This window comes from Mesorhizobium sp. P2_D1 (assembly GCF_056404455.1).
Window position 1 is genome coordinate 60,277 of record NZ_JBFUDZ010000024.1, and the last position, 22,896, is coordinate 83,172.

A 22,896-nucleotide genomic window follows, 5' to 3' on the forward strand; every position below is an offset into this window, starting at 1 on the left:
CCAGCCTAAGCAGGACCGCCGGCTCTGGCGATGTGCCATGAGCCGCAGAAGCGGCGGCCACCGAGCAGAATTTTCAAACCTGTTGCGCATCCGGTTTTTCGCAGCTATGGATTTCGCCATGAACATGCGTTCGACCAAGACCATTTGGTGGTGGGCCTGCTGACAGCGGCCTGTTCGAACGCGTGCGCGTGAAAATAGAGGGTGGCCGCAACGGAATGTCCGGGCGGCCATTTGTTTTTTCAAGCCATTCCCGGGTCCGTTGCCCCAAGAAGCTGATGGAGACGGCAATGACGATGAAGGTTCTGGAAAACGGGGCGGAAAGTTTCGTGACCGCGGGTGGCATCACCATCATCCGCGAGCGCCACGACCAGCCCTATGCGGGCGCCATCGACGCCTACGTCGACGGGCTGAACGCTCGCCGCGGCGCGGTGTTTTCCTCGAATTACGAATATCCCGGCCGCTACACCCGCTGGGACACCGCCATCATCGATCCGCCGGTTGTCATTTCGGCGCGCGGCCGCACTGTCCGCATCGAGGCGCTGAACGGTCGTGGCGAGGTGCTGTTGCCGGTCATCGGCAAGACGCTCGGCAGCCTGGCCGATGTCACCATCGCCGAGAACTCGAAGAAACTGATCCGCCTCGACGTCGCCAAACCCGGCCGTGTCTTCACCGAGGAGGAACGCAGCCGCGTCCCCTCGGTGTTCACCGTGCTGCGGGCCATCACCGCTCTGTTCAAGACCGAGGAAGACGCCAATCTCGGCCTCTACGGCGCCTTCGGCTACGACCTCGCCTTCCAGTTCGACCCGGTCGACTACAAGCTCGAGCGCAAGCAGAGCCAGCGCGACCTCGTCCTGTTCCTGCCCGACGAGATCCTGGTCGTCGACCATTACTCGGCCAAGGCCTGGACCGACCGCTACGACTATTCGGGCGATGGGTTTTCGACTGAAGGCCTGCCGCGCGATGAAATCGCCGAGCCGTTCAAGACCGCCGACCGCATCCCGCCGCGCGGTGACCATGAGCCGGGCGAATACGCCAACCTGGTTCGCAAGGCCATGGATTCGTTCAAGCGCGGCGATCTGTTCGAGGTCGTGCCCGGCCAGATGTTCTACGAGCGCTGCGAGACGCAGCCGTCCGAGATTTCGCGCAAGCTGAAGTCGATCAACCCCTCGCCCTATTCCTTCTTCATCAATCTGGGCGAAGGCGAATATCTGATCGGCGCCTCCCCGGAAATGTTCGTGCGTGTCAACGGCCGCCGTGTCGAGACCTGCCCGATCTCGGGCACCATCAAGCGCGGCGACGACGCCATTTCCGACTCAGAGCAGATCTTGAAGCTGCTCAACTCCAAGAAGGACGAATCCGAACTCACCATGTGCTCGGACGTCGACCGCAACGACAAGTCGCGGGTCTGCGAGCCGGGCTCGGTGCGCGTCATCGGCCGCCGCCAGATCGAGATGTATTCGCGCCTGATCCACACCGTGGACCACATCGAGGGGCGGCTGCGCGAAGGCATGGATGCCTTCGACGCCTTCCTGTCGCATGCCTGGGCGGTCACCGTCACCGGCGCGCCGAAACTGTGGGCCATGCGCTTCATCGAGCAGAACGAGAAGAGCCCGCGCGCCTGGTATGGCGGCGCGATCGGCATGGTCAATTTCAACGGCGACATGAACACCGGCCTCACCCTTCGCACCATCCGCATCAAGGACGGCATTGCCGAGGTCCGCGCCGGCGCCACATTGCTCTTCGACAGCATTCCCGAGGAAGAAGAAGCCGAAACCGAACTGAAGGCATCCGCCATGCTCTCCGCCATCCGCGACGCCAAGACAGGCAATTCCGCCAGCACCGAACGCACCACCGCCCGCGTCGGCGACGGCGTCAACATCCTGCTCGTCGACCACGAGGACAGCTTCGTCCACACGCTGGCCAATTATTTCCGCCAGACCGGCGCCAACGTCTCGACCGTACGCACGCCGGTGCCGGAGGAAGTCTTCGACCGGCTGAAGCCCGACCTCGTCGTGCTATCGCCCGGCCCCGGCACACCGAAGGATTTCGACTGCGCCGCCACCATCAAAAAGGCGCGCGCCCGCGAGTTGCCGATTTTCGGCGTCTGCCTCGGCCTGCAGGCACTGGCCGAGGCCTATGGTGGCGAGCTCAGGCAACTGCATGTCCCGATGCATGGCAAGCCGTCGCGCATCCGCGTCTCGAAGCCGGGCATCATCTTCTCCGGCCTGCCCAAGGAAGTCACCGTCGGCCGCTATCACTCGATCTTCGCCGATCCGGTGCGCCTGCCCGATGATTTTATTGTCACGGCCGAGACCGAGGACGGCGTTATCATGGCCTTCGAACACCGCAAGGAACCTATCGCCGCGGTGCAGTTCCACCCGGAATCGATCATGACGCTCGGCCACAATGCCGGTATGCGGATCATCGAGAACATCGTTGCCCACCTGCCGCGCAAGGCCAAGGAAAAGGCCGCCTGACGACCATGGCCGAAACCGAGAACACGATGGCGATCGCGGCCAAAGCCGCGGCGAAGCGCAAGGTCGCCAACCTTGCGTTCTGGTCGATCATCATTGCCGCAGTCGTGCTCGGTCTGAAGCTCGTCGCCTGGTACATCACCGGCTCGGTGGCGCTCTATTCGGACGCGCTGGAATCGATCGTCAACGTCATCGCCTCGATGGCCGCCTTCTGGGCGATCCAGGTCAGCTACAAGCCTGCCGACCAGGACCATCCCTTCGGCCACCACAAGGCCGAGTATTTCTCGGCTGTGCTCGAAGGCGTGCTGATCGTTCTCGCCGCGCTTTTGATCCTCAACGAGGTCTGGCGCGCCTGGCAGGTGCCGGCGCCCATGGCAAAGCCCTGGAACGGCCTGGCGGTCAACGGCATCGCGACGGTGATCAATGCCTTCTGGGCCTGGACGCTGATCCGCGCCGGCCGGGCCGAGAAATCGCCGGCGCTGGTTGCCGACGGCAATCACATCATGACCGATGTGGTGACCTCGATCGGCGTCTTCGGCGGCCTGGTCGGGGCAATCCTCACCGGCTGGCACATCCTCGACCCGGCACTCGCCGTCATCGTGGCGCTGAACATCCTGTGGCAGGGCTGGCACGTCATCGGCTCGTCGATGAACGGCCTGATGGACCGTGCCGTCGACACGCAGGCGCACATGCGCATCCGCGACGTCATCTCGGCCAACTGCAAGGGCGCGCTTGAGGTGCATGACCTGAAGACGCGCATCGCCGGCCGCGCCACCTTCATCGAGTTCCATCTGGTCGTCGACGCCGACATGTCGGTCGGCGCCAGCCATGTCATCTGCGACCGTATCGAGGACGCGTTGAAGGCCGAAATCCCCTCGGTGCGCGTCACCATCCATGTCGAGCCCGACGACGAAGCCAAGCTGCCGAAAGGCACGACGGCCGTGCCGTTCGCCTGAGGTCAGCTCACGGCGCGCAGGCCGATTGCGGCATCGGCTGCAGCCGGTAGACCTTGTCGTCGGATTTCGTCTTGCCGTCGGCGGCCTTCGAACACAGATCGACGATCGCCAGGCTGCTGTTGGGATTGGCCAGCATCATCGTGCCGTTGACGCCGCGCTTGAGGAAAATCTCCTTCTGCGCGATGTCGCAGGAAAAATCGCTCATCTTCGAACTTGCCGCGCAGCGCCACTGGTCGGCCTCGCCCTGGCAGGAATAGGTCTGCGTGACCTTGGCCGATTTCTGCCGCGTGGTGACGGTGACGGCAATGTCGGCGCCATCGGGCCAGTTGGCTGCGTCGCCCCCTGAAGCAAAAGATGCCAGCTCCACCGAGCCGCGGAAAACCCGGATCGACTGCGTCAGCTGATCGGGGTGCGAGGCCAGGTGCGACGCGTCATAGTCGCGCCCATAGCAGAAGGCCTGGTCCGGCTTCAGCCGTTCGCGCAGCGGGGCCCCGAGCGCCTGGTCGATCGGATCGATGCGCGCGAACTCCGCCTTGCAGGTCGCGGCCGGCATCGGGTCGAGGCGGAAATTGTCATCTTCCTTGCCCAGCGCCTGCCTGTCATATTCCGCTGCACCCAGTTCCTCTTCCGACCCGGCATCCAGATAAAGATCGGGCTGCACGTCGGTGATGATCAGGCTTCCTTTGTCATCGACTTTCAGCGAGGCCAGGGTGCGGTCGCAATCCATGCCGCAATGGATCGGGCCTGATTTGCCGTCCTCGGACTCGTGATTGCACCAGCCGCCGGCCCATTCCGGCGCCTTGGCGCCGCGCACGGTGGTGGCAACGAAGGCATTGTACGATGAGTCAGAATTCGCGGCAGGCTCTTCATTCGGCCGGCTGACCGGATCATGGCCGTAGTAGAAGAATATCCGCGCCACCTTCTGCTTCGGATGCGCCTTGAGGTGTGCTGCGTCATAGACGCGGCCGAAACAGGCGTCGGCACCATTGGGGCTGAGTTCGGTGAGCTTCAGCACATCATCGGCCAAGGCCGAGCCGGCCAGCAGGCCAAGCAGCGCGACACCCCAAGCGCCGCCCGCCAATACCTTACAAAGCGTCATGTGACCCCTCCTCCGCATCGACAGGACGTAATGTCAATTTATGCTAGTATTGCGGCCGCAGCCACGCATTTTGCGGTGCGCCGTCAAGCGGAGGAGAATGCGATGCGCCGGCGCGATATGTTCCGCGCGGTTCTTGCCGGAACCGGAACGTTTCTTGGCCTGCGGGTGGTGCAGGCAGCCGCCACGGAGCCCGCCAGGCAGAAGGTCGCCTATCATCTCAGCGATCTCGACAAGGTCAATTTCGTTCTCGGCAACATCAAGAACCACTATGACGGCACCGGCGGCAATGTCGACATCGTGCTGGTCGTGCATGGTCCAGCCCTTGCCGCATTCAAGTCCAAAGGCATTTCGGCCGCGATCTCCGGCCGCTTCGCCAGCCTGGTGCAGCAGGGGCTCGATCCGCACGCCTGCGCCAACACCATGCAAGGCATGGATATTTCTTTGACCGACCTGCTCGACGGGTTCCACGCCGCCGACAAGGGTGGCGTCGTCAAACTCGCGGAATTGCAGGGCCAGGGCTACGTCTATCTGCGCCCGTGAGGCTTGAACATCTGGGCACCAAAGGCCTACGAAGGACCGGCAGAAATCCCGGAGGACACGCGTGCCAGCCACCACCACACTCAGCATTCCCGATCTCGCCGGCAAGGCGGTACTGGTTACCGGTGCATCGACCGGCATAGGCGCGGCCCTGGCGTCGGCCTACGCCGCACAGAAATGCCGCGTAGCACTGCACTACAATTCGAGCCGCGACGCCGCCGACGCTCTGGCTAAGACCATTGCCGACAAGGGCGGCGAGGTGTTCCTCGTCCAGGGCGATTTCTCGGTTCCCGCCGATGTCGAACGCGTCGTCGAGGACAGCGCGCAGCATTTCGGCCGCCTCGACGGGCTGGTCAACAATGCCGGCGGCATGCTCGGCCGCGTGCCCTATGCCGAGCAGACCGAGGCGCACTACGACGCGGTGATGGACCTCAATGCGCGTTCCGTGCTGACCGCCTCACGCAAGGCGATCCCGTGGCTGAAGAAACAGGGCGGCTTCATCGTCAACACCTCGTCGATCGCCGCGCGCAACGGCGCCGGCGGCGGCGCCGGCCTCTACGGTTCGGCCAAGGCCTTCGTCTCCAACGTGACGCGCGGCATGGCCAAGGAACTGATCGGCTTCGGCGTCCGCGTCAACGCAGTGGCGCCCGGCACCATTCTCACGCCGTTCCACGAGCGCTATTCGACCGACGAGCAGATAAAGGGCATGGTCGCCACCATTCCACAGGGGCGCGCCGGCACTGCGGAAGACTGCGTCGGCGCCTACCTGTTCCTCTCTTCCGACCTTCTGAGCGGCTACATCACCGGCCAGGTGATCGAGGTGAATGGCGGCCAGTTGATGCCTTGACCGGCTATCTGCATACTGACGATCTGCATATCTTGTCGAAAACCTCGAAGGGAGACAAAGGAATGTATGGACTGATCGGCAAGATGCGGGCATCGCGCGGCCAGCGCGACGCGGTCATGGAGGTCCTGCGCGCCAGCACCAGCACCGGCGCCCTGCCGGGTTGCCTGAGCTACATCATTGCCCGCGACCCCGCGGATGCCGATGCGATCTGGGTCACCGAAGTGTGGACCGACGCCGAAAGCCACAAGGCCTCGCTGCAGCTTCCGGAAGTCCAGGCGGCGATCGCCAAGGCGCGGCCGTTCATCGCCGGCTTTGAATTCCAGGTCGAAACGCACCCTGTCGGCGGCTTTGGCCTGGCCGACGGCAAAAAAGCCTAAGCTCACGCGAGGCATCCTTTTTCGGCGCAGCGGGGTTCGCATCGCCCCGCTTCGAGACTGAGACCAAGACATGGATTCCCCGGACCAGCCCGTTGTCGAACGCATGGCGCGGATGCGTAAGGCTTGGCAATGGCTGGCGATCCTGACCGTCTCCGCCCTGTTTGCCGGCGCGCTGGAGCTCGCCGCCCTGCCGGCCGCCCTGCTGATCGGACCGATGCTGGCGGCCATCGTCGCCGGCACCAATGGCGCCACGGTGCGCGTGCCGCGTCTTCTGTTCGGCGCCGCCCAGGCGATTGTCGGCTGCCTCGTCGCCAGTTCGATCTCGGCCGACATCTTTCCAGTCTTCTACCAGGAATGGCCGCTGTTTCTCGGCGTCGTGGTGGCCACCGTGACGGCCTCCAGCCTGCTCGGCTGGCTGATCAGCCGCTGGCGCATCCTGCCCGGCACCACCGCCGTCTGGGGCTCCTCGCCAGGTGCCGCCACCGCCATGGTGCTGATGGCCGGTGCCTTCGGCGCCGACCAGCGGCTCGTCGCCTTCATGCAATATCTGCGCGTCATCTTCGTCTCGATGACGGCGGCCCTCGTTGCAAAGATGTGGGTCGACACGTCGGGGGTCGAAATCCCGCCCATCATCTGGTTTCCGCCGATCGATCCGCAAGCCTTCGCTGCCACCATCGGCATCGCGCTTGTCGGCGGCCTGGCGGGAAAGCTTTGCCGGCTGCCTTCGCCCTTCTTTCTCGGCACCTTCATCGTCGGCACCGTCATCCATCTTGGCCTTGGCGTGGAGATGCAATTGCCGCAATGGCTGCTGGCGGTCAGCTACGCGATGGTCGGCTGGTCGATCGGCCTGAACTTCACGCGGCCGATCCTGCGCCATGCGACGCGTGCCTTGCCGCAGATCATCGCCTCGATCGTGGCGTTGATCGCCTTTTGCGGCGGCCTTGCCTTCATGATCAGCCATCTCTTGGGCATCGACCCTTTGACCGCCTACCTGGCGACCAGCCCGGGCGGCATGGACAGCATCGCCATCATTGCCGCCGCCGCGCAGAACGTCGACATCTCCTTCGTCATGGCGCTGCAATCGGCGCGCTTCCTGGTCGTGCTGCTGGTCGGCCCGAGCGTGGCACGGCTGGTGGCGAGAAGCGTCAGGGGGTAGCCAACGTTCTGAAATCACAACCAGGTTGCGATTTCACAGCCAGGGTCGAAGCCCGTCAGCGGTGCTGCCGTGCAACGGCCCGCCGACGTTTCCAGGCCGGCATCACCTGAATCTCCCTGCGCCTCAATCGAGCCTGTGCATCAGGTCCTCATCCAGCCAGCGGCCGAAGAAATAGACCAGTTGCTTGTGCCACCACGGCCAGTCATGGCTGACATCGCCGCCCCAATAGTCGACCCATGCGGGAATGGACCTGTCGCGCAGGATCTGTTCCAGCTTGCGCGTCTCGACCAGCATCCGTTCCTCCCAGGCGCCCTGTCCGCAGCAGAAGATCAGCCTGAGCGCCTTCAGGCGGGCAAGCAGTTTAGGGTCGACGATGCCGGGCAGATAGTCGAGCGGTGAGTTGTAGAAGATGTCGCCTTCAAGCGCCTTGCCGAAGAAGTCGCGGGCCGAATAGACGCCCGACAGCGAGATGACGCCGCTGGCGAGTTCGGGAAAGCGGAACACGAAGTTCGACGAATGGTAGCCGCCCATCGAACAGCCTGTGAACAGCGGCTTCAGCTTGCGCCCGCCATTGGCCTGCGCGGCCGTGGACAGGAATTCCGGCAGCGCCTCCTCGCGCACATAGCGGAAATAGGCCTCGTGCCGACCGATGCGGTGTGCGGCGTCGGCATGCTTGTCGAAGAAGGATTCCGAATCGATGCCGTCGACCGTGAACAACTGGATGCGGCCGGTGTCGATGAACTCGGCCAGTGCCCCTACCCCGCCGGAATCCTCGAACTGGTAGAACCGCCCTTGCGAGGTCGGGAACACCACCACCGGCCGGCCGGCATGGCCGTAGCGCTTGTATTCCATGTCGCGGCCGAGATTGCGGGCGAAAGTGTTGTGATAGGAAACGTCCATCGCCTCACGCCTTTTCCGCATGGATGTAGGCGACCGCTTCGCGCAGCGCCGCTTCGTCCTTCGAGCGCATCTGGTAGGCGTAATTTCCCATGGCGCGGCTGAAAACCTCTTCGATGGCCTGATGGTGGACGATCTTGTCGCGATGGGCGGCTAGCACGTCCTCATGGCTGTGCAAATAGCTGAGGCGCCGCTTGCGGCTGGCATAGGCGGTGAAATACTTGCCCTCATAGGGGCCGCCGGCGGCATCTTTGACCACCATGTCGGCCCACGCCGCGTAGACGTCGATGTCGAACGTGTAGTTGATCGCATCGGTCATCCAGGCGCCGGGCGGACGCATGTTGACCTCCAGCGCGATGACGCGGTCGTCCTTGGTCTCGAACAGCTCGATGTGGAAGAAGCGCTCGCGCACGTCGAACGCCTTCAGGATCTTGCGGCCGGCCTCCTCGACCGCAGGGCTGATCCGCGGAAAACAGGTGTAGCTCATGTGGCGATCCTTGTTGACCACTTCCATGACGCTCTGGTCGTAGCGGTGGCTGGCGGCCAGCACCACCTCGCCATCGCGGTTGACCAGCCCGTCGAAAGTCACCACCAGCCCCTCGATGAACTGCTCCATGACGAAGGTCACATCCTCGGGCTTGTCCCTGAAGAACTGGTCGAGCTCGCCAGTGTTGGAGATCTTGAAGGTGTTCGAGGCGCCCGAGCCGCTGTCGGGCTTGACCACCACCGGATAGCCGACGCGGCGGATGAAGGTCATGGCGCCGGCCCTGTCGGAGCATTTGCGTTGCGCGATGGTGTCGACGCCGCTCTTGCGGAAGAAGGCGCGCATGCGGCTCTTGCGCTTCAAATTCTTCACGAAATCGAGCTTGGTGCCGTAGATGTTGAAGTCGGTGCGGATGTTGGCTTCCAACTCCAACCAGTGTTCGTTGAGCGATTCAAAACGGTCGATACGGCCCCACTTGTGGATGAAATGCCCCATAGCCCGGAACACCGGATCGTAGTCCTCCATGTCGGCAACACGGTAATATTCGCTGAGCGCCGCCTTCAGCTTGCCGTCGAGCGCCTCATAGGGTGCGTCGCCGATACCCAGCACCCTGGCCCCGGCCTTCTTCAACCGGTCGCAGAAATCCGCGCCATTGACGGGAAAGTGCGGCGAGAAGAACACGAAATTCATGGATGACCCCCCTGCCGATAGTGACCCCGACAAAGCCAAGTCTGGCGCATTTGCAGCGCGTGGGGAAGAGCGCACATGTTAGGGATGATTTCCAACAGAAGCTCGGCCCGCCATGCGGCCCCACTTGCCTCCCACAAGCCGCTCCTGTATGAGAACCGCCATGAACACGCGCGCCACCAACGCTTCCCGTCCGACCGGTTTTTCCGGCGAGACCGTGCGTGCACTGGCTTCGACCCTGCTTCTTCTCGGCCTTATCGGCGATCGCCGGGTTCGCTGAAGGAGCGCCCGGCGGTCGAACCGCCGCGCAAGCGCATGCTCCTTGGCCAGTCACAAAATTGGCACGTCACATCAAGCGAACGAAATTCTGGTAAAGGCGCCGCTCGCCATCAATCCATCTGAGGGTGGATCCGTGAGCCGCCGGGAGAAACGACGATGAACGCACGAGAAGAAATCCGCCCCGATGCCGCGGCAACCGGCAAGGATGCGGCAAAGGGCACGCCCGAGGCAGCCCGGGGCATGCCGGACGCGGCGCGCAAATATCAACCCTACCCCACAGTAGGCCTCACCGACCGCACCTGGCCCTCGAAAGTCATCGACAAGGCGCCGATCTGGTGCTCGGTCGACCTGCGCGACGGCAACCAGGCGCTGATCGATCCGATGGGCCATGAGCGGAAGGCGCGCATGTTCGGCCTGCTGCTCGACATGGGCTTCAAGGAGATCGAGATCGGCTTCCCGTCCGCCTCGCAGACCGACTTCGACTTCGCCCGCTGGTGCATCGAGGAAGGCAACGTACCTGCCGATGTCTCGCTGCAGGTGCTCGTGCAGTGCCGGCCCGAACTGATCACCCGCACCTTCGAGGCGCTCAAGGGCGCCACCAACCCGATCGTCCATTTCTACAACTCGACCAGTGAGTTGCAGCGTCGCGTCGTCTTCGAAAAGGACGTCGGCGGCATCAAGCGCATCGCCACCGACGCCGCCAAGATGATCACCGACATGGCGGCTAAGGCCGGCGGCGGGTACCGCTTCGAATATTCGCCGGAGAGCTTTACCGGCACCGAACTCGAAGTGGCGCTGGAGATCTGCAACGCCGTCACCGAGATCGTCAGGCCGACACCCGACAACAAGCTGATCATCAACCTGCCGTCGACGGTCGAGATGTCGACTCCCAACATCTACGCCGACCGCATCGAATGGATGTGCCGCAACCTCGACAACCGCGAGAACCTGCTGGTCTCGCTGCATCCCCACAATGACCGCGGCACCGGCATCGCCACCACCGAGCTCGGCCTGATGGCCGGCGCCGACCGCGTCGAAGGCACGCTGTTCGGCAATGGCGAGCGCACCGGCAATGTCGACATCGTCACGCTGGCGCTCAACATGTACACGCAAGGTGTCGATCCGGGGATCGACTGCTCCGACATCAACCGGATGAAGGATGTCTACGAATATTCGAACCAGTTGAAGATCCCCGAGCGCCATCCCTATGTCGGCGAGCTCGTCTACACTGCCTTTTCCGGCTCGCACCAGGATGCCATCAACAAGGGCATGAAGGCGCTGAAGAAGGCCAACACCAGCCTGTGGGAAGTGCCCTATCTACCGATCGATCCGGCCGATGTCGGCCGCAGCTACGAAGCGATCATCCGCATCAACTCACAGTCGGGCAAAGGCGGCATCGCCTATGTGCTGCAGGCCGACTACGGCCTCAACCTGCCGCGCAATTTGCAGGTCGAGTTCAGCCAGGAAATCCAGGCGATCACCGATGCCGAGGGCAAGGAAGTGCCGGTCAAGCGCATCTACGAGCGCTTTCTCGAGACCTATGTCGACCAGCCGGCCGCGCGGCTGAAATTCCTCGACCACCACACCTATCCCAGCACCGAGACCAAGGGCCGTCGCGTCGTCGAGGCGGTCATCGTCGACAGCGGCAAGGAGGTGACTATCACCGGCACCGGCACCGGTCCGATCGACGGCTTCGTCGATGCACTCTCGCGTCACCTCGGCATCGAGATGTCGGTGCTCGATTATTCCGAGCACTCGATGCAGCGCGGCTCGAACGCCTCGGCCATTTCCTATGTCGAGATGGAACATCCTGATGGCAAGCTGTTCGGCGCCGGCATCAACACCAACATCGTCGCCGCCTCGCTGGAAGCGGTGATGTCGGCGGCGAACCGCATCGTCGTCAAAAAGGCCGGTTGACGCACGACCAGAACGAAGATCGGAACCCTCCCCATTCGGCGATCGGTTCCGATCCTTCGTATCATTAACCACCGAAGAATTATCCGGTGGGGTACGTGATCGCATAATGGGTGAATACTTGTGTGGCGGAGCGGGAACTATATGATCGCGCCTCAACCTGTGCCGACTTCGAGAGGATCGACACTTGCAGCATGCCACGCCTGCCGCCCCCGCAGTGCGCGAGACACTGGAGCGACTTCTTGCTAGCCAGACGTTCGGGCGATCCGAACGCGCGCGCAAGTTGCTCCGCTACCTTGTCGAACGCGAACAAGCCGGCGAAGCCGACAGGCTCAAGGGCTTCTCCATCGCCATGGATGTTTTCGGCAAGGACGGCGATTTCGATCCGGCCACCGACGCCGTGGTGCGGGTTCAGGCGGGCAGGCTGCGCGAGCTTCTGCAGCATTATTTTGCCAATGAAGGCGTTGCCGAGCCGGTCCGCATAGCCATTCCGCGCGGCGGCTATGTTCCCGCCTATGAATTGAACGCGATCCGGCTGCCGGCTGAGGCTGTTCCCGAACTCAGGCTGGATGGCGCCACGTCCGCCGATCGGGCCAACGACGCCAGCACGGGCATGCCGGATGCGGTGTCGCCGGCTCTCGCAAAGCCCACCCCCTCGGTGGTGCGCCAACTCCGCTTCTTCTGGATGGCGATCGCCCTGGTCATCGCCATGCTGGGCCTGCTGATCCTTCGTCAGGGCAGCAGCGCCTTGCTGACCGGTGGCGGCGACATGTCGGCGACCCTCGAGACCTCCGGCGCGACCAGCAGCATCGCGCCATCGGCAACGGCCGACGCCCTGCCGCTCGTCTATATCGACCTCAAGGCCGAAGGCGCCGATGCCAGCCGCGTCGCCGCCTCGCTGCGCGCCGGCCTGAGCGGCTTCGATACGATCGACTTCATCGGTCGCGACACGCCCACCGATCCGGCCGACGACGCCACCAGCTTCATATTCGACATGCTGCCCGGACCGAACGCGGGCGATATCACGATCGAACTGCAAAGTATGGCGTCCGGACGGGTGCTTCTGTCGCGCAATCTGACCCCTGCCGACAGCGCACCGGCCGTGGTCGAAGACCGGATCGCCGACATGCTGAGTTCGGCGCTTCCGGCCTCGGGCACGATCTACAACTATATCGAGCAGACCGGTGCCCCAAACGGCCTGACGCAATGCCTGCTGCTCAACGACAAATATTATCTCGACCAGAACGCCAGAACCCATGAAGCTGCCTATCGCTGCCTCGAAGAATTGGCCAATGGCGGAACAAGGTCCTCGCTGGTCTATTCGGAACTGGCGTCTCTGCAACTCGAGGCGGTCTCCGATCACTACGCCTATCCGCCCAATGCGACGATTGAAAAGGCGGTGGAGTTTGCCCATCGCGGCGTGCAGATGGGGCCGACCAGCCCTTATGCGCATCGCTCCTACGGCTATGTCAGTTCGCGTCTCGGCAATACGGACGAAGCGATCCGCTGGATGCGCAAGGCCTATGAACTCAATCCCTACGATCTCGGCATGGCTGCCGCCTACGGCTACGGGCTGATCTTCGCCGGTCGATACGCGGAGGGAACCCCGATCCTGGCGCATGCGGCGGAGACCTTCAGCGGCCACTCGACATGGTGGGACTACGGGCTGTTCGTCGGCGAATTCATGCTCGGCAACACGAACAAGGCGGTCGCGGCCAGCATGGCACTGAGAACGACGGCAACGAAATCGCACTATCTTGCGGCGCGGTTGATCGGTGCGAAGGCTGCCGGACAGGACCATCTGGTCAGCACGCTGCTGGGCGAACTGAACACCCAGTTCCCTAAATTTGCCGCCGATCCGCGCGCGACCTTCGTCGAGCGGAAATATCCGGCCGACCTGACCGACCGGCTGGTCCAGGCTCTGCGCGCCGCAGGGCTCGGTAACGCAAGCTGACACAATCGACATCCACAGATTAGGCGCGCCGGGACTGTCCGCAACCGCGCAAATCGCGAAGATTTTACTGGTCATCACGCTAGACTGGGAGCAATTCAGCCACAGTTGGTGTCGCGCGTCCTGCAATAACAAAAAAATCAGCTTTCATGACCGCATCGCTTTTTGTCGCCGAACAGGGTGTTGGCTCGAAGGCCATCGTCCTGCTGCATGGTTTCGGCGGCTGCCACGATGTCTGGCGCGAGGTGATTTCTTCCTTGGCGCCTGCCGCGCGCACGCTGGCCTATGATCTGCCGGGGCATGGGCTGTCGCTCGATTTTCCCGGAGCCGGTCCGGCCAAGGTAGCGGCTAGGGCCGTGCTGGCTGATCTCTCGGAACGCAGACTGAAGCGTGTTCATCTCGTGGGCCACTCGATGGGCGGTGCGGTGGCAATGCTGATGGCGCTGGCCGAGCCTGGAAAAGTCGCCTCGCTGACGCTTCTGGCGCCAGGCGGTCTTGGCCCCGAGATCAATGGACCGTTGTTGCGCCGCTATGGCGGCGCCGCGAACCGGTCCGAAATCCGCGCCTGCCTTGCCGCCATGTCCGGGCCCCACAGCCCGCCCCAGAAGCGTGTCATGGACGCGCTTTGCCGAATGCGCGGACGTCCAGGCCAAGTGCCGAAGCTGGTCGAGATCGCCACCGCCATGACCATGGACGATCGGCAAGGCGTCATCCCGCACGATCGTCTCGACGGATTGAACATGCCGGTGATGGTGGCGTGGGGAACCGACGACGCAGTGTTGCCCTTTACCCAGGCGGATGATCTGCCTGCGCATTTTCATGTCCACCATGTGCTTGAGGTCGGCCATATGCTGGCCGAGGAAGCACCCGACCTCGTCGCCGAGATCATTCGCCGCAACACCAACCGGCGCGCCAGGCCGCTGCGCCAGAAATTCGCTGCTGCTGCCAGCTGACCTTTTTCGCGCACAGCCGCCTGCTGAACGCGCCTCGATCCCGTTGCTCTCGCCAGTGCATTTTACAGGCGGCTGTGTTAACCCCGTGTTAACCAAACCCGCGAGGCGAACGCCGATGAAGGAAGCAGGCGAGAAGACCATCGATCAGTCGAGGCAACTGTCGGATGCCGTCCGTGATGTGAAGAATGCCTTCGCCGACCGCGACGACGTCGTCGTCGACATGCGCGAAGCCCATCGCATGCGCCTCGAGCTGCTTGCTGCCGAACTGGCGCCGGTTTTTGCCGATGTTCCCGCCGACATGGACAATTTCGACTTTGTCGTCTCGTCCGGCTTGCAGCCTCGCCTGTGGATCGATGCCGTCAGCCATGTCGCCATGGGGCGCGATCGCCGCACCTATCGCTTTCTCAGGGACACCCGCATCGGCCGGGTGGTGCTTGCCGAATCGACCGACATGAAGCCCGTTGCTGATCAGGTGACGCGCTATGTTGCCGAGCGGATCGTCGAGCGCCAGAAGATGATGGAAGGCGGGGTCGAGCCGGCCTTCGCCGGCTTGACACGCGCCGATGTGCCGGAAGCCGAACCGCCACTGCGCTCGAAGACGCGCGGCAAGGCCTGGTCGGCGTTTCTGTCGGGCCTTGGCCTGGTCGCCGCCGGCGCTCTGGTAGGACTTGTGGTGTCGGTCATCCTGTTGTGGGACCGCATCGTGGCCATGGTTCTCAACGTGCGGCCATAGCCGCACCTGCCTCCACGCCAAGCTCCAGCGTCTGCAGATCGGATGGCGGTATGGACGGCCCGGTCAGGCCGCGCCGTGTCAGCCGGATCCGCCAATTGCCCTTTTCGCCGTCAATGTCGAACAGATTGTACTGCGCCGCCGGGTGCTTGCCGCCCGGCGCCTGGCCGGCGGCGGCAACCCCGACCACCGGAACCTTGGCGCCCCGGTTGCCGATGAAGAACAGCGACGGCAGATGCGAATGGCCGTGCAGGACAAGTTCGGCGCCATGGCGGCGAATGATCTTGTGGAAGCGGGCAATGCCGAACAGCCGCTTGTGCTGCGAGACGGCGCCGCGCACCGGCGGATGATGGATCATGATCGCGCGAAACAGCTCTTGCCCGGCCGTGGCGTCGAGCAGCTTGCCAAGCCGTTTCGCCTGACCCTCCATGAAGAAGCCATTGGCCATGAACGGCGCCGTGGCACGCGCTGTCGAGATGCCGATCAGCGCGACATCGCCGCGCACGCGCAGATAGGGGAATGCGTTGCGGTCGACCGGCGTGTTGACACCGTCGCCACTCATCCACGCCGCCCAGGACCGGCAGACCTTGTCGAAGGCGCCGGGCACATAGGCATCGTGGTTTCCAGGAACGACCGAGACATCCTGCGGCGATCCCAGCGTCTCCAGCCAGTGCCTGGCCATCTCGATCTCGCCGTCGAGCGCCAGATTGACCAGGTCGCCGGTGACGGCGAGGTGGTCAGGCGTGTTCGTCTTGATGTCGGCAACGATCGCGTCGATGACGGCATCATGCATATGGCGGCGGCGGTTGCGCTGCCAGTTGACGTAGCCGAGCACGCGCTTGGAGGCGAGATCGCGATAGGATACATCGGGGAGCGGCCCCAGATGGACATCGGAAATATGCGCGAGCCTGAACATCCTTCCTTCATATGCGACGCGCCCCCCGCTTTCCACCACGGTTTCGCACCTGATGCAGACTGATCCGGAGAAGACCTTCCGTCAGACCGGTTGGGCGGGCCTCCGGGCCCGGTTGTTCCATCTCTATTTCGTGTTGCGGCGGCCGATGACGCTCGGCGTGCGCGGTCTGGTCCACGACACGGCATCCAATTCCATCTTCCTCATTCGCCACACCTATGTGCCGGGCTGGCAGCTTCCCGGCGGCGGCGTCGAAGTTGGCGAGACGCTTGGTGAGGCACTGGCGCGCGAACTGGCCGAGGAAGGCAATATCGCACTGACGTCGCCGCCGGCGCTGAGGTCGATGCATTTCAACCGTCGCGCCAGCCGGCGCGACCATGTCGGTTTCTATCTGATCGAGCATTTCAGCCAGACGGCGCCGAAGCTGCCGGACCACGAGATCGCCGAGTCCGGCTTCTTTCCCCTGGACCGTTTGCCGGAAGGCACGACACCAGCGACCCTACGGCGGATCGCCGAGGTTTTTGGCGGCGAGCAGCGATCGCCCTACTGGTAGATCACGCCGCCTTCTTAAACCGTCCCCGGTCATGCCGCGCGTCATAGTCCAGTTCCGGCCCTACCGGCACGATCCGCGTCGGGTTGATCGTCTCGTGGCTGCCGTAATAATGCGCCTTGATGTGGTTGAGGTTCACGGTCCCGGCGACGCCCGGCACCTGATAGAGGTCGCGCAGATAGTTGGACAGGTTCGGGTAGTCGGCGATGCGGCGCAGATTGCATTTGAAATGGCCGACATAGACCGGGTCGAAGCGCACCAGCGTGGTGAACAGCCGCCAGTCGGCTTCGGTGATGCGATCGCCCACCAGATAACGTTGCCTCGAGAGGCGGTCTTCCAACGTGTCGAGTGCCGCGAACAGCTCGCCGAACGCTTCCTCATAGGCGCCTTGCGTGGTGGCGAAGCCGGCGCGATAGACGCCGTTGTTGAGAGCGGGATAGACCAGCGCGTTGATCGCATCGATCTCGCCGCGCAGCGCCTTGGGATAGAAATCGAGGCTGGCATCGCCCCATTCGTCGAAGGCCGAATTCAGCATCCGGATGATCTCGGAGGATTCGTTGGAGACGATGGTCTGCTCCTTCTTGTCCCATAGCACCGGCACCGTCACGCGGCCGGAATAGGCAGGATCGGCCTTGGTGTAGATCTGGTGCAGAAAATCGAGGCCGTAGAGCGTGTCGCCGGTCGCGCCATCCTGCGCCACGAACGTCCAGCCATTGGCGCCCATGAAATGATGCACCACCGAGACCGAAATGATGCCTTCCAGCTTCTTCAGCGCGCGAAAGATCAGCGTCCGGTGCGCCCACGGGCAAGCGAGCGAGACATAGAGGTGATAGCGGCCGGGCTCCGCTTTGAAGCCGCGGCTGCGGCCCGCAGGCGGCGTCCCGTCGCGAGTGATCCAGTCGCGCCACTGCGATTGCGTCCGCACGAACTTGCCTCCGCTGTCCTTGGTGTCATACCAGCGGTCCTGCCATTTGCCTTCGACCAGCAATCCCATCGCATGTCCTTTCCTGCTTGCTTCCCATGTAGGGCACGAAGCCACGCCGTGGAATCACCTGGTGCTGAACAGACCGTCAAGCGGTCGGGTGGACCATCAAGCCGCCGATTGCAGCGGCAGGAAATTGATGCTAGCGGACAATCCGCATGTTCGACTTTGCTTTGATCCGGTTTGACCGACGACGAAAGGGCGCCCGCGCTTGATGAAGCGCTGACTGGCGAATGCTGCCGTTTGCAGCAAACCTTTCCTCCCTATCGGAACGCAAAGACCATGAGCCTTGCCGACGTGAAATACCTGCCGGAAATCCCGGCGCATGACCTCCAGATCGAAGCGATCAACGACGAAGCCTTCGGGCCCGGCCGTTTCGTGCTGGCCGCCTACAAGATCCGCGAGGCCGGCGGGCACGAACGCCCGCTGTCGTTCGTCGCCGTCGACGGCGACCTCGTCGTCGCCTCGGTGCGCATGACCCGCATCGCCGCCGGTGCCGGCCGCGCACTGATGCTCGGACCGCTTGCGGTGCGGCCAGCCTTCAAGAACCTCGGCATCGGCCGTCGGCTGGTGGCGATCGCGCTGGAGGCGGCCGCCAAGGCGGGCGCACCCGCCGTGATGCTGGTTGGTGATGAGCCCTACTACGGACCGCTCGGTTTCAAGCGCATTCCGCGCGGCCAGATATCGATGCCGCGCCCCGTCGATCTCGACCGGCTGCTGTCGCACGAGATCGCGCCGGGCGCGGTCGCCAGGCTTTCGGGCGAGGTCTGCCACGCCGATCAGGCCAGGGTTGGCGACCATATCGCAGCGATGGCTTGACCTTCCCGGTCGATCTGGCGCTTGATCCGTCCCGCTGTCCCTGAGATCAAAAGGATGTCGGCATGAACCCGAATGGCCAGATCGCGATCATTACCGGCGGCGGCTCCGGTCTTGGCGAGGCAACGGCGCGCGCGTTGGCCGCCAAGGGCGCCCGCGTTGCCATCTTCGATGTCGGTATCGATCGCGCGGCGAAGGTCGCGGCCGAGATCGGCGGTATTGCCGTCCAGTGCGACGTCAGCAACGCCGATAGTGGGACTGCCGCTCTTGCCGAGGTCGCGGCCAAGCTTGGCGAGCCGCGTATCCTGGTCAATTGCGCCGGCATCGCCATCGGCGTGAAGACGATCGGCAAGGATGGCCCGCATCCGCTCGATCAATACCGCAAGGTGATCGAGGTCAATCTGATCGGCACGTTCAACATGATCCGCCTCGTCGCCGACCGTGCCGCGAAGCTCGATCCGCTGCAAGGCGGCGAGCGTGGCGTCATCGTCAACACCGCCTCGGTCGCCGCCTATGACGGCCAGATCGGCCAGGCCGCCTATGCAGCCTCCAAGGGCGGCGTCGTCGGCATGACACTGCCGGTGGCGCGCGATCTCGCCCGTTCCGGCATCCGCGTCTGCACCATCGCGCCCGGCATCTTCAAGACGCCGATGATGGCCGGCATGCCGCAGGACGTGCAGGATTCGCTGGGCGCCGCCGTGCCCTTCCCGTCCCGCTTGGGCGAGCCATCCGAATATGCGGCGCTTGCCCTGCACATCATCGAAAACCAGATGTTGAATGGCGAGACCATTCGTCTCGACGGCGCCATTCGCATGGCGCCGAAATAGCCGGTCATGAGCGCCGGCCTGTCCGCTGCCTGGAAGACCGGTCCGCTTGCCGGACTGAAGGTGATCGAGATGGCCGGACTTGGTCCCGTGCCGCTGGCCGGCCTGATGCTGTCGGAGATGGGCGCCGAAGTGCTGCGCGTCGAGCGGGCGGGGGCGAGCCGGCCTCTCCCGTCGATGTCGGATGAATACAACATCGACCGTCACGGCCGCGCCATCCTGCGCCTCGACCTGAAACGCCGGGAAGGCACCGATCTGATGCTGCGCCTTGCCGAAAGGGCGGACATGTTGCTCGAAGGGTTTCGCCCCGGTGTCATGGAGCGGCTGGCGCTCGGTCCGGAAGCGGTGCTGGCGCACAATCCGGCGCTGATCTACGGCCGCATGACCGGCTTCGGCCAGGACGGGCCGCTGGCGGGCCGCGCCGGCCATGACATCACCTACCTTGCCTATTCGGGCCTGCTGCACGCAGTTGGCCACGACGGCGGCCGTCCTGTCCCACCGCTCAACCTCATCGCCGACTATGCTGGCGGCGCCATGATGCTGGTCGCCGGCGTGCTGGCCGCCCTTTTCCAACGTTCGCGCACGGGCAAGGGCGAGGTCATCGACGCCGCGATGGTCGAAGGCGCCTCGATGCTGGCGGTACCCCTGCATGCGCTCATGGCGGCCGGCTTGTGGAGCGACAGACGCGGCGCGAACCTGCTCGATTCCGGCGCCCCCTTCTACGACACCTATGAGACATCAGACGGACGCCATGTCGCCATCGGCTGCCTCGAGGCGCAATTCTTCGCCGAATTCGCTAGGCTGCTGCAGCTCGACGAGCGCTTTGTACGCGGCCAGTACGACAGGGCACTGTGGCCGCCGATGCGCGCAGCCATTGCCGATCGGATCCGGCAGAAATCGCGCGACGACTGGGACCGGCTGTTTGCCGAAACCGATGCCTGCGTTGCCCCCGTCCTGTCGCTGCAGGAGGCGAAGCATCACCCACACAATCGGGCGCGCAACGCCTTTGTAGCGGCGGGTGGATTTGAGCGCCCGGCACCGGCGCCGCGTTTCTCCGGCTTGCGGCCGACAGTTGCGACAAAGCCCGCCGAAAACGATCTCGTCCCGTCGACAGTGCTTGAACGTTTCGGATTCTCGAAAAACGAGATTGACGACCTTGTCAAATCTGGTTTGTTTGACAGATAAGCGGAGAAGGAAGATCAACTTATTGTGGTGATGCCTTTGGACGAACCGAAGAAGGACGTGATCCGCGAGACGGATGCCGAGGCGATCCGAATGGCCAAGACACTTCTGCGCAGCGCCCGCTTTGGTGCGCTGGCGGTGATCGAACCTGAGACAGGTTCGCCCCTGGCCAGCAGGGTCGGCGTGGCCACCGACATCGACGGCGCGCCGCTGATCCTTGTCTCGATGCTCTCGGCGCACACCGGCGCGTTGCTTGCCGATGCACGCTGTTGCCTGTTGCTTGGCGAACCCGGCAAGGGCGACCCGCTGGCGCACCCGCGCCTGTCACTGGTCTGCCAGGCGAAACGGCTTGAGCGCGGATCGAGCGAGCACGCCCGTTGCGAGCGCCGTTATCTCAACCGCAATCCCAAGGCGAAACTCTACGCCGGTCTCGGCGACTTTTCGATCTTCCGCCTCGAGCCGCAACGCGCCAACCTCAACGGCGGCTTCGGCAAGGCCTATCAGCTCGATCGACCGGATCTGCTCACCAGTGGACCGATCGTCGAGGAGCTTGCGGCGACCGAACAATCCGCCATCGGCCATATGAACGCCGACCATCTCGACGCGATTGCGGTTTATGCACAGCATTTCGCGAAAGTGTCCGACAACGGCTGGATTATTGCCGGATTCGATGCCGATGGTATGGATCTGGTGTCGGGTGACGATGWTTGCCGGGTTTTCTTCCCGAAAACTTTGYAGGCGGCACGCGAATTGCGGCCTGTTCTGGTCGAAATGGCCAGAAACGGACGGGCCGCGGCCGACACGGAGACTGGGCTTAATTACATTAGATAAAAAGCAACACTTGAGATTTGAACGAAATGCTCTACCTTTTGTCAGTGACGCTGAATCGCAGCGGCTATACGCAACTGAGTTTATGGAATCAGATGCCATTGCCCCCATGGCGTCAGGATGATCAAAAAGCATGGGGGATCGATGGTCTCGTCTAAGCTAATCGCAAATGCCGGATTGGCAGCCGAATTTCTCATGCTGATGGGCAATGAGAAACGGCTGTTGATCATGAGCCATCTGATCGACGGTGAAATGTCGGTCGGCTCCATCGCCGAAAAGGTGATGCTCAGCCAATCCGCCCTGTCGCAGCATCTGGCCAAGTTGCGGGCGCTGGACCTCGTCGACACCCGTCGCGATCGGCAGATGATCTACTATTCCTGCAAATCCGATGCCGTGCGCGAACTGCTCGGCATGCTGGACGGCATTTTCGGCAGCGGCAAGGAGGACCTCTCCCAGATGGCGCACCGTTTGCGCCGCGCCGGAACCTGACCGTCCTGTAGCCACTTACCTCGCAACGCTTTCAGGGCGATGTGCGTCCATCCGGGCGCACAGAGGTGGCTGATCGTCCTGAATTGTCGCATCGTGGTTCCCAGCCGACGGTGAGCGCCGGCAATCCGTGCGGATTTTCGGGCGGCTGCGGTGACCACGAGGAACGCATGGATCCCATTCGCATCGTCGACCCGCAAGACCCGCGCGTTGCCGCCTACCTCGATATCCGCGAGCGAGACCTCGCCGGCCGGCAAGGTCGCTTCGTCGCCGAAGGCAAGGTGGTGCTCGACCTGCTGCTCTCGTCTGGGCGTTTTGGCGCCGAATCGGTGCTGGTCCTGGAAAACCGGCTGGCCGGCCTCGAAGGCATCCTGAGCAAGGCGCCGGCGGACCTGCCGGTCTATGTCGCCACCGGTGCGGTGATGGATGCAATCGCCGGGTTTCATATGCATCGCGGCATCCTGGCCATCGGTCGCAAGGGGACACCGCAATCCGCCGAGGCCTTGCTCGATGCCTTGCCGGCCCAGAGGCTGATCGTGGTGCTTGTCGGCATCGCCAACCACGACAATATGGGTTCAATCTTTCGCAACGCCGCCGCCTTTGGCGCCGATGCGGTCCTCATGGATGCGACATGCTGCGATCCGCTCTACCGCAAGGCGATCCGGGTTTCCGTCGGTGCCGCGCTCAAAATTCCCTTCGCGTCGTTCACCGACGCCGCCGGCTTCACGGCAACGCTTGACCGCCGCGGCTATGGCCAGTTTGCGCTGTCGCCGAGCGGGCAGACCGACATTCGCGATGCGCCGCGGCGCGAGCGCCTTGCGCTTTATCTCGGCACCGAGGGTGAAGGCCTGCCCGCAAGCCTGCTCGCGCGCTTGCAGACGGTACGGATCACCATGTCGGAGGGCTTCGACAGCCTGAACGTCGCGGCGGCGTCAGCCATCGCGCTGCATCATTTCTCGGCAAACAGGAACTGA

The 22,896-nt window shown here is 63.5% G+C and carries 22 protein-coding genes; 17 read left to right on the forward strand and 5 right to left on the reverse strand.

The window, feature by feature from the left end:
* Window positions 1-287: 287 nt before the first annotated feature.
* Window positions 288-2,477, forward strand: coding sequence for an anthranilate synthase (locus AC1D0I_RS18450; RefSeq protein WP_477396849.1), 2,190 nt, complete (start codon window positions 288-290; stop codon window positions 2,475-2,477).
* A 5-nt stretch (window positions 2,478-2,482) separates the two neighbouring features.
* Window positions 2,483-3,430, forward strand: a complete 948-nt coding sequence (locus tag AC1D0I_RS18455; protein ID WP_477396850.1) for a cation diffusion facilitator family transporter — start codon at window positions 2,483-2,485, stop codon at window positions 3,428-3,430.
* 7 nt (window positions 3,431-3,437) lie between these two features.
* On the opposite strand, the gene AC1D0I_RS18460 is transcribed toward AC1D0I_RS18455, so the two are convergent.
* Window positions 3,438-4,529, reverse strand: coding sequence for a hypothetical protein (locus AC1D0I_RS18460; RefSeq protein WP_477396852.1), 1,092 nt, complete (start codon window positions 4,527-4,529; stop codon window positions 3,438-3,440).
* Between the two features lie 102 nt (window positions 4,530-4,631).
* On the opposite strand from AC1D0I_RS18460, the gene AC1D0I_RS18465 reads away from it, so the two are divergent.
* From AC1D0I_RS18465 to AC1D0I_RS18480, 4 genes are all read left to right on the forward strand, one after another.
* Entirely contained in the window at window positions 4,632-5,069 is a 438-nt protein-coding gene (locus AC1D0I_RS18465) for a DsrE family protein (RefSeq protein ID WP_477396853.1), read from the forward strand.
* 61 nt (window positions 5,070-5,130) lie between these two features.
* Window positions 5,131-5,913 (forward strand): SDR family NAD(P)-dependent oxidoreductase, encoded by a 783-nt coding sequence (locus AC1D0I_RS18470; protein ID WP_477396855.1) that lies wholly within the window; start codon window positions 5,131-5,133, stop codon window positions 5,911-5,913.
* Window positions 5,914-5,975: 62 nt separating this feature from the next.
* Window positions 5,976-6,290 (forward strand): putative quinol monooxygenase, encoded by a 315-nt coding sequence (locus AC1D0I_RS18475; RefSeq protein ID WP_184874721.1) that lies wholly within the window; start codon window positions 5,976-5,978, stop codon window positions 6,288-6,290.
* 70 nt (window positions 6,291-6,360) lie between these two features.
* Entirely contained in the window at window positions 6,361-7,446 is a 1,086-nt protein-coding gene (locus AC1D0I_RS18480; protein ID WP_477396857.1) for an AbrB family transcriptional regulator, read from the forward strand.
* Between the two features lie 123 nt (window positions 7,447-7,569).
* Here the strand turns inward: AC1D0I_RS18480 and AC1D0I_RS18485 are convergent, their stop codons facing one another.
* The gene (locus AC1D0I_RS18485) at window positions 7,570-8,346 is read right to left on the reverse strand and encodes an esterase family protein (RefSeq protein WP_477396859.1); all 777 of its coding nucleotides are present in this window, start codon (window positions 8,344-8,346) and stop codon (window positions 7,570-7,572) included.
* Between the two features lie 4 nt (window positions 8,347-8,350).
* The gene (locus AC1D0I_RS18490; protein ID WP_477228258.1) at window positions 8,351-9,517 is read right to left on the reverse strand and encodes an ATP-grasp domain-containing protein; all 1,167 of its coding nucleotides are present in this window, start codon (window positions 9,515-9,517) and stop codon (window positions 8,351-8,353) included.
* Window positions 9,518-9,949: 432 nt separating this feature from the next.
* Between AC1D0I_RS18490 and leuA the strand changes: the two genes are divergently transcribed.
* From leuA to AC1D0I_RS18510, 4 genes are all read left to right on the forward strand, one after another.
* On the forward strand, window positions 9,950-11,710 hold the full coding sequence (gene leuA / locus AC1D0I_RS18495) for a 2-isopropylmalate synthase (protein ID WP_477396860.1): 1,761 nt from the start codon (window positions 9,950-9,952) through the stop codon (window positions 11,708-11,710).
* Window positions 11,711-11,894: 184 nt separating this feature from the next.
* On the forward strand, window positions 11,895-13,661 hold the full coding sequence (locus AC1D0I_RS18500) for a tetratricopeptide repeat protein (protein WP_477396862.1): 1,767 nt from the start codon (window positions 11,895-11,897) through the stop codon (window positions 13,659-13,661).
* 146 nt (window positions 13,662-13,807) lie between these two features.
* Window positions 13,808-14,611: an alpha/beta fold hydrolase gene (locus AC1D0I_RS18505; protein WP_477396864.1), complete on the forward strand. Its 804-nt coding sequence runs from the start codon at window positions 13,808-13,810 to the stop codon at window positions 14,609-14,611.
* A gap of 115 nt (window positions 14,612-14,726) precedes the next feature.
* On the forward strand, window positions 14,727-15,344 hold the full coding sequence (locus tag AC1D0I_RS18510; protein WP_457154253.1) for a hypothetical protein: 618 nt from the start codon (window positions 14,727-14,729) through the stop codon (window positions 15,342-15,344).
* On the opposite strand, the gene AC1D0I_RS18515 is transcribed toward AC1D0I_RS18510, so the two are convergent.
* A complete protein-coding gene (locus tag AC1D0I_RS18515) occupies window positions 15,328-16,257 on the reverse strand; it encodes a metallophosphoesterase family protein (RefSeq protein ID WP_477396866.1) in 930 nt (309 codons plus the stop codon). The genes AC1D0I_RS18510 and AC1D0I_RS18515 overlap by 17 nt on opposite strands.
* Before the next feature lie 52 nt (window positions 16,258-16,309).
* Between AC1D0I_RS18515 and AC1D0I_RS18520 the strand changes: the two genes are divergently transcribed.
* Window positions 16,310-16,807 (forward strand): NUDIX domain-containing protein, encoded by a 498-nt coding sequence (locus tag AC1D0I_RS18520; RefSeq protein WP_477396868.1) that lies wholly within the window; start codon window positions 16,310-16,312, stop codon window positions 16,805-16,807.
* Window position 16,808: 1 nt separating this feature from the next.
* On the opposite strand, the gene AC1D0I_RS18525 is transcribed toward AC1D0I_RS18520, so the two are convergent.
* On the reverse strand, window positions 16,809-17,798 hold the full coding sequence (locus tag AC1D0I_RS18525; protein ID WP_477396869.1) for a glutathione S-transferase family protein: 990 nt from the start codon (window positions 17,796-17,798) through the stop codon (window positions 16,809-16,811).
* A gap of 270 nt (window positions 17,799-18,068) precedes the next feature.
* Between AC1D0I_RS18525 and AC1D0I_RS18530 the strand changes: the two genes are divergently transcribed.
* The 6 genes from AC1D0I_RS18530 (at window position 18,069) to AC1D0I_RS18555 (ending at window position 22,896) form a co-directional block, all read left to right on the forward strand.
* Window positions 18,069-18,605, forward strand: a complete 537-nt coding sequence (locus AC1D0I_RS18530) for a GNAT family N-acetyltransferase (RefSeq protein WP_477396871.1) — start codon at window positions 18,069-18,071, stop codon at window positions 18,603-18,605.
* A gap of 62 nt (window positions 18,606-18,667) precedes the next feature.
* The gene (locus AC1D0I_RS18535; RefSeq protein ID WP_095090789.1) at window positions 18,668-19,429 is read left to right on the forward strand and encodes a 3-hydroxyacyl-CoA dehydrogenase; all 762 of its coding nucleotides are present in this window, start codon (window positions 18,668-18,670) and stop codon (window positions 19,427-19,429) included.
* A gap of 6 nt (window positions 19,430-19,435) precedes the next feature.
* Window positions 19,436-20,611 (forward strand): CaiB/BaiF CoA transferase family protein, encoded by a 1,176-nt coding sequence (locus tag AC1D0I_RS18540; RefSeq protein ID WP_477396873.1) that lies wholly within the window; start codon window positions 19,436-19,438, stop codon window positions 20,609-20,611.
* 30 nt (window positions 20,612-20,641) lie between these two features.
* Entirely contained in the window at window positions 20,642-21,439 is a 798-nt protein-coding gene (locus tag AC1D0I_RS18545; protein ID WP_477396875.1) for a HugZ family pyridoxamine 5'-phosphate oxidase, read from the forward strand.
* Window positions 21,440-21,580: 141 nt separating this feature from the next.
* Window positions 21,581-21,925: an ArsR/SmtB family transcription factor gene (locus AC1D0I_RS18550; RefSeq protein WP_477228332.1), complete on the forward strand. Its 345-nt coding sequence runs from the start codon at window positions 21,581-21,583 to the stop codon at window positions 21,923-21,925.
* A gap of 167 nt (window positions 21,926-22,092) precedes the next feature.
* Window positions 22,093-22,896: a TrmH family RNA methyltransferase gene (locus tag AC1D0I_RS18555; protein ID WP_477396877.1), complete on the forward strand. Its 804-nt coding sequence runs from the start codon at window positions 22,093-22,095 to the stop codon at window positions 22,894-22,896.

Coding starts and splice junctions, on each gene's coding strand:
- AC1D0I_RS18450 (WP_477396849.1), top strand. CDS start 288: ATGACGATGAAGGTTCTGGAAAACGGGGCGGAAAGTTTCGTGACCGCG.
- AC1D0I_RS18455 (WP_477396850.1), top strand. CDS start 2,483: ATGGCCGAAACCGAGAACACGATGGCGATCGCGGCCAAAGCCGCGGCG.
- AC1D0I_RS18460 (WP_477396852.1), bottom strand. CDS start 4,529: ATGACGCTTTGTAAGGTATTGGCGGGCGGCGCTTGGGGTGTCGCGCTG.
- AC1D0I_RS18465 (WP_477396853.1), top strand. CDS start 4,632: ATGCGCCGGCGCGATATGTTCCGCGCGGTTCTTGCCGGAACCGGAACG.
- AC1D0I_RS18475 (WP_184874721.1), top strand. CDS start 5,976: ATGTATGGACTGATCGGCAAGATGCGGGCATCGCGCGGCCAGCGCGAC.
- AC1D0I_RS18480 (WP_477396857.1), top strand. CDS start 6,361: ATGGATTCCCCGGACCAGCCCGTTGTCGAACGCATGGCGCGGATGCGT.
- AC1D0I_RS18485 (WP_477396859.1), bottom strand. CDS start 8,346: ATGGACGTTTCCTATCACAACACTTTCGCCCGCAATCTCGGCCGCGAC.
- AC1D0I_RS18490 (WP_477228258.1), bottom strand. CDS start 9,517: ATGAATTTCGTGTTCTTCTCGCCGCACTTTCCCGTCAATGGCGCGGAT.
- leuA (WP_477396860.1), top strand. CDS start 9,950: ATGAACGCACGAGAAGAAATCCGCCCCGATGCCGCGGCAACCGGCAAG.
- AC1D0I_RS18505 (WP_477396864.1), top strand. CDS start 13,808: ATGACCGCATCGCTTTTTGTCGCCGAACAGGGTGTTGGCTCGAAGGCC.
- AC1D0I_RS18510 (WP_457154253.1), top strand. CDS start 14,727: ATGAAGGAAGCAGGCGAGAAGACCATCGATCAGTCGAGGCAACTGTCG.
- AC1D0I_RS18515 (WP_477396866.1), bottom strand. CDS start 16,257: ATGTTCAGGCTCGCGCATATTTCCGATGTCCATCTGGGGCCGCTCCCC.
- AC1D0I_RS18520 (WP_477396868.1), top strand. CDS start 16,310: ATGCAGACTGATCCGGAGAAGACCTTCCGTCAGACCGGTTGGGCGGGC.
- AC1D0I_RS18525 (WP_477396869.1), bottom strand. CDS start 17,798: ATGGGATTGCTGGTCGAAGGCAAATGGCAGGACCGCTGGTATGACACC.
- AC1D0I_RS18530 (WP_477396871.1), top strand. CDS start 18,069: ATGAGCCTTGCCGACGTGAAATACCTGCCGGAAATCCCGGCGCATGAC.
- AC1D0I_RS18535 (WP_095090789.1), top strand. CDS start 18,668: ATGAACCCGAATGGCCAGATCGCGATCATTACCGGCGGCGGCTCCGGT.
- AC1D0I_RS18540 (WP_477396873.1), top strand. CDS start 19,436: ATGAGCGCCGGCCTGTCCGCTGCCTGGAAGACCGGTCCGCTTGCCGGA.
- AC1D0I_RS18550 (WP_477228332.1), top strand. CDS start 21,581: ATGGTCTCGTCTAAGCTAATCGCAAATGCCGGATTGGCAGCCGAATTT.
- AC1D0I_RS18555 (WP_477396877.1), top strand. CDS start 22,093: ATGGATCCCATTCGCATCGTCGACCCGCAAGACCCGCGCGTTGCCGCC.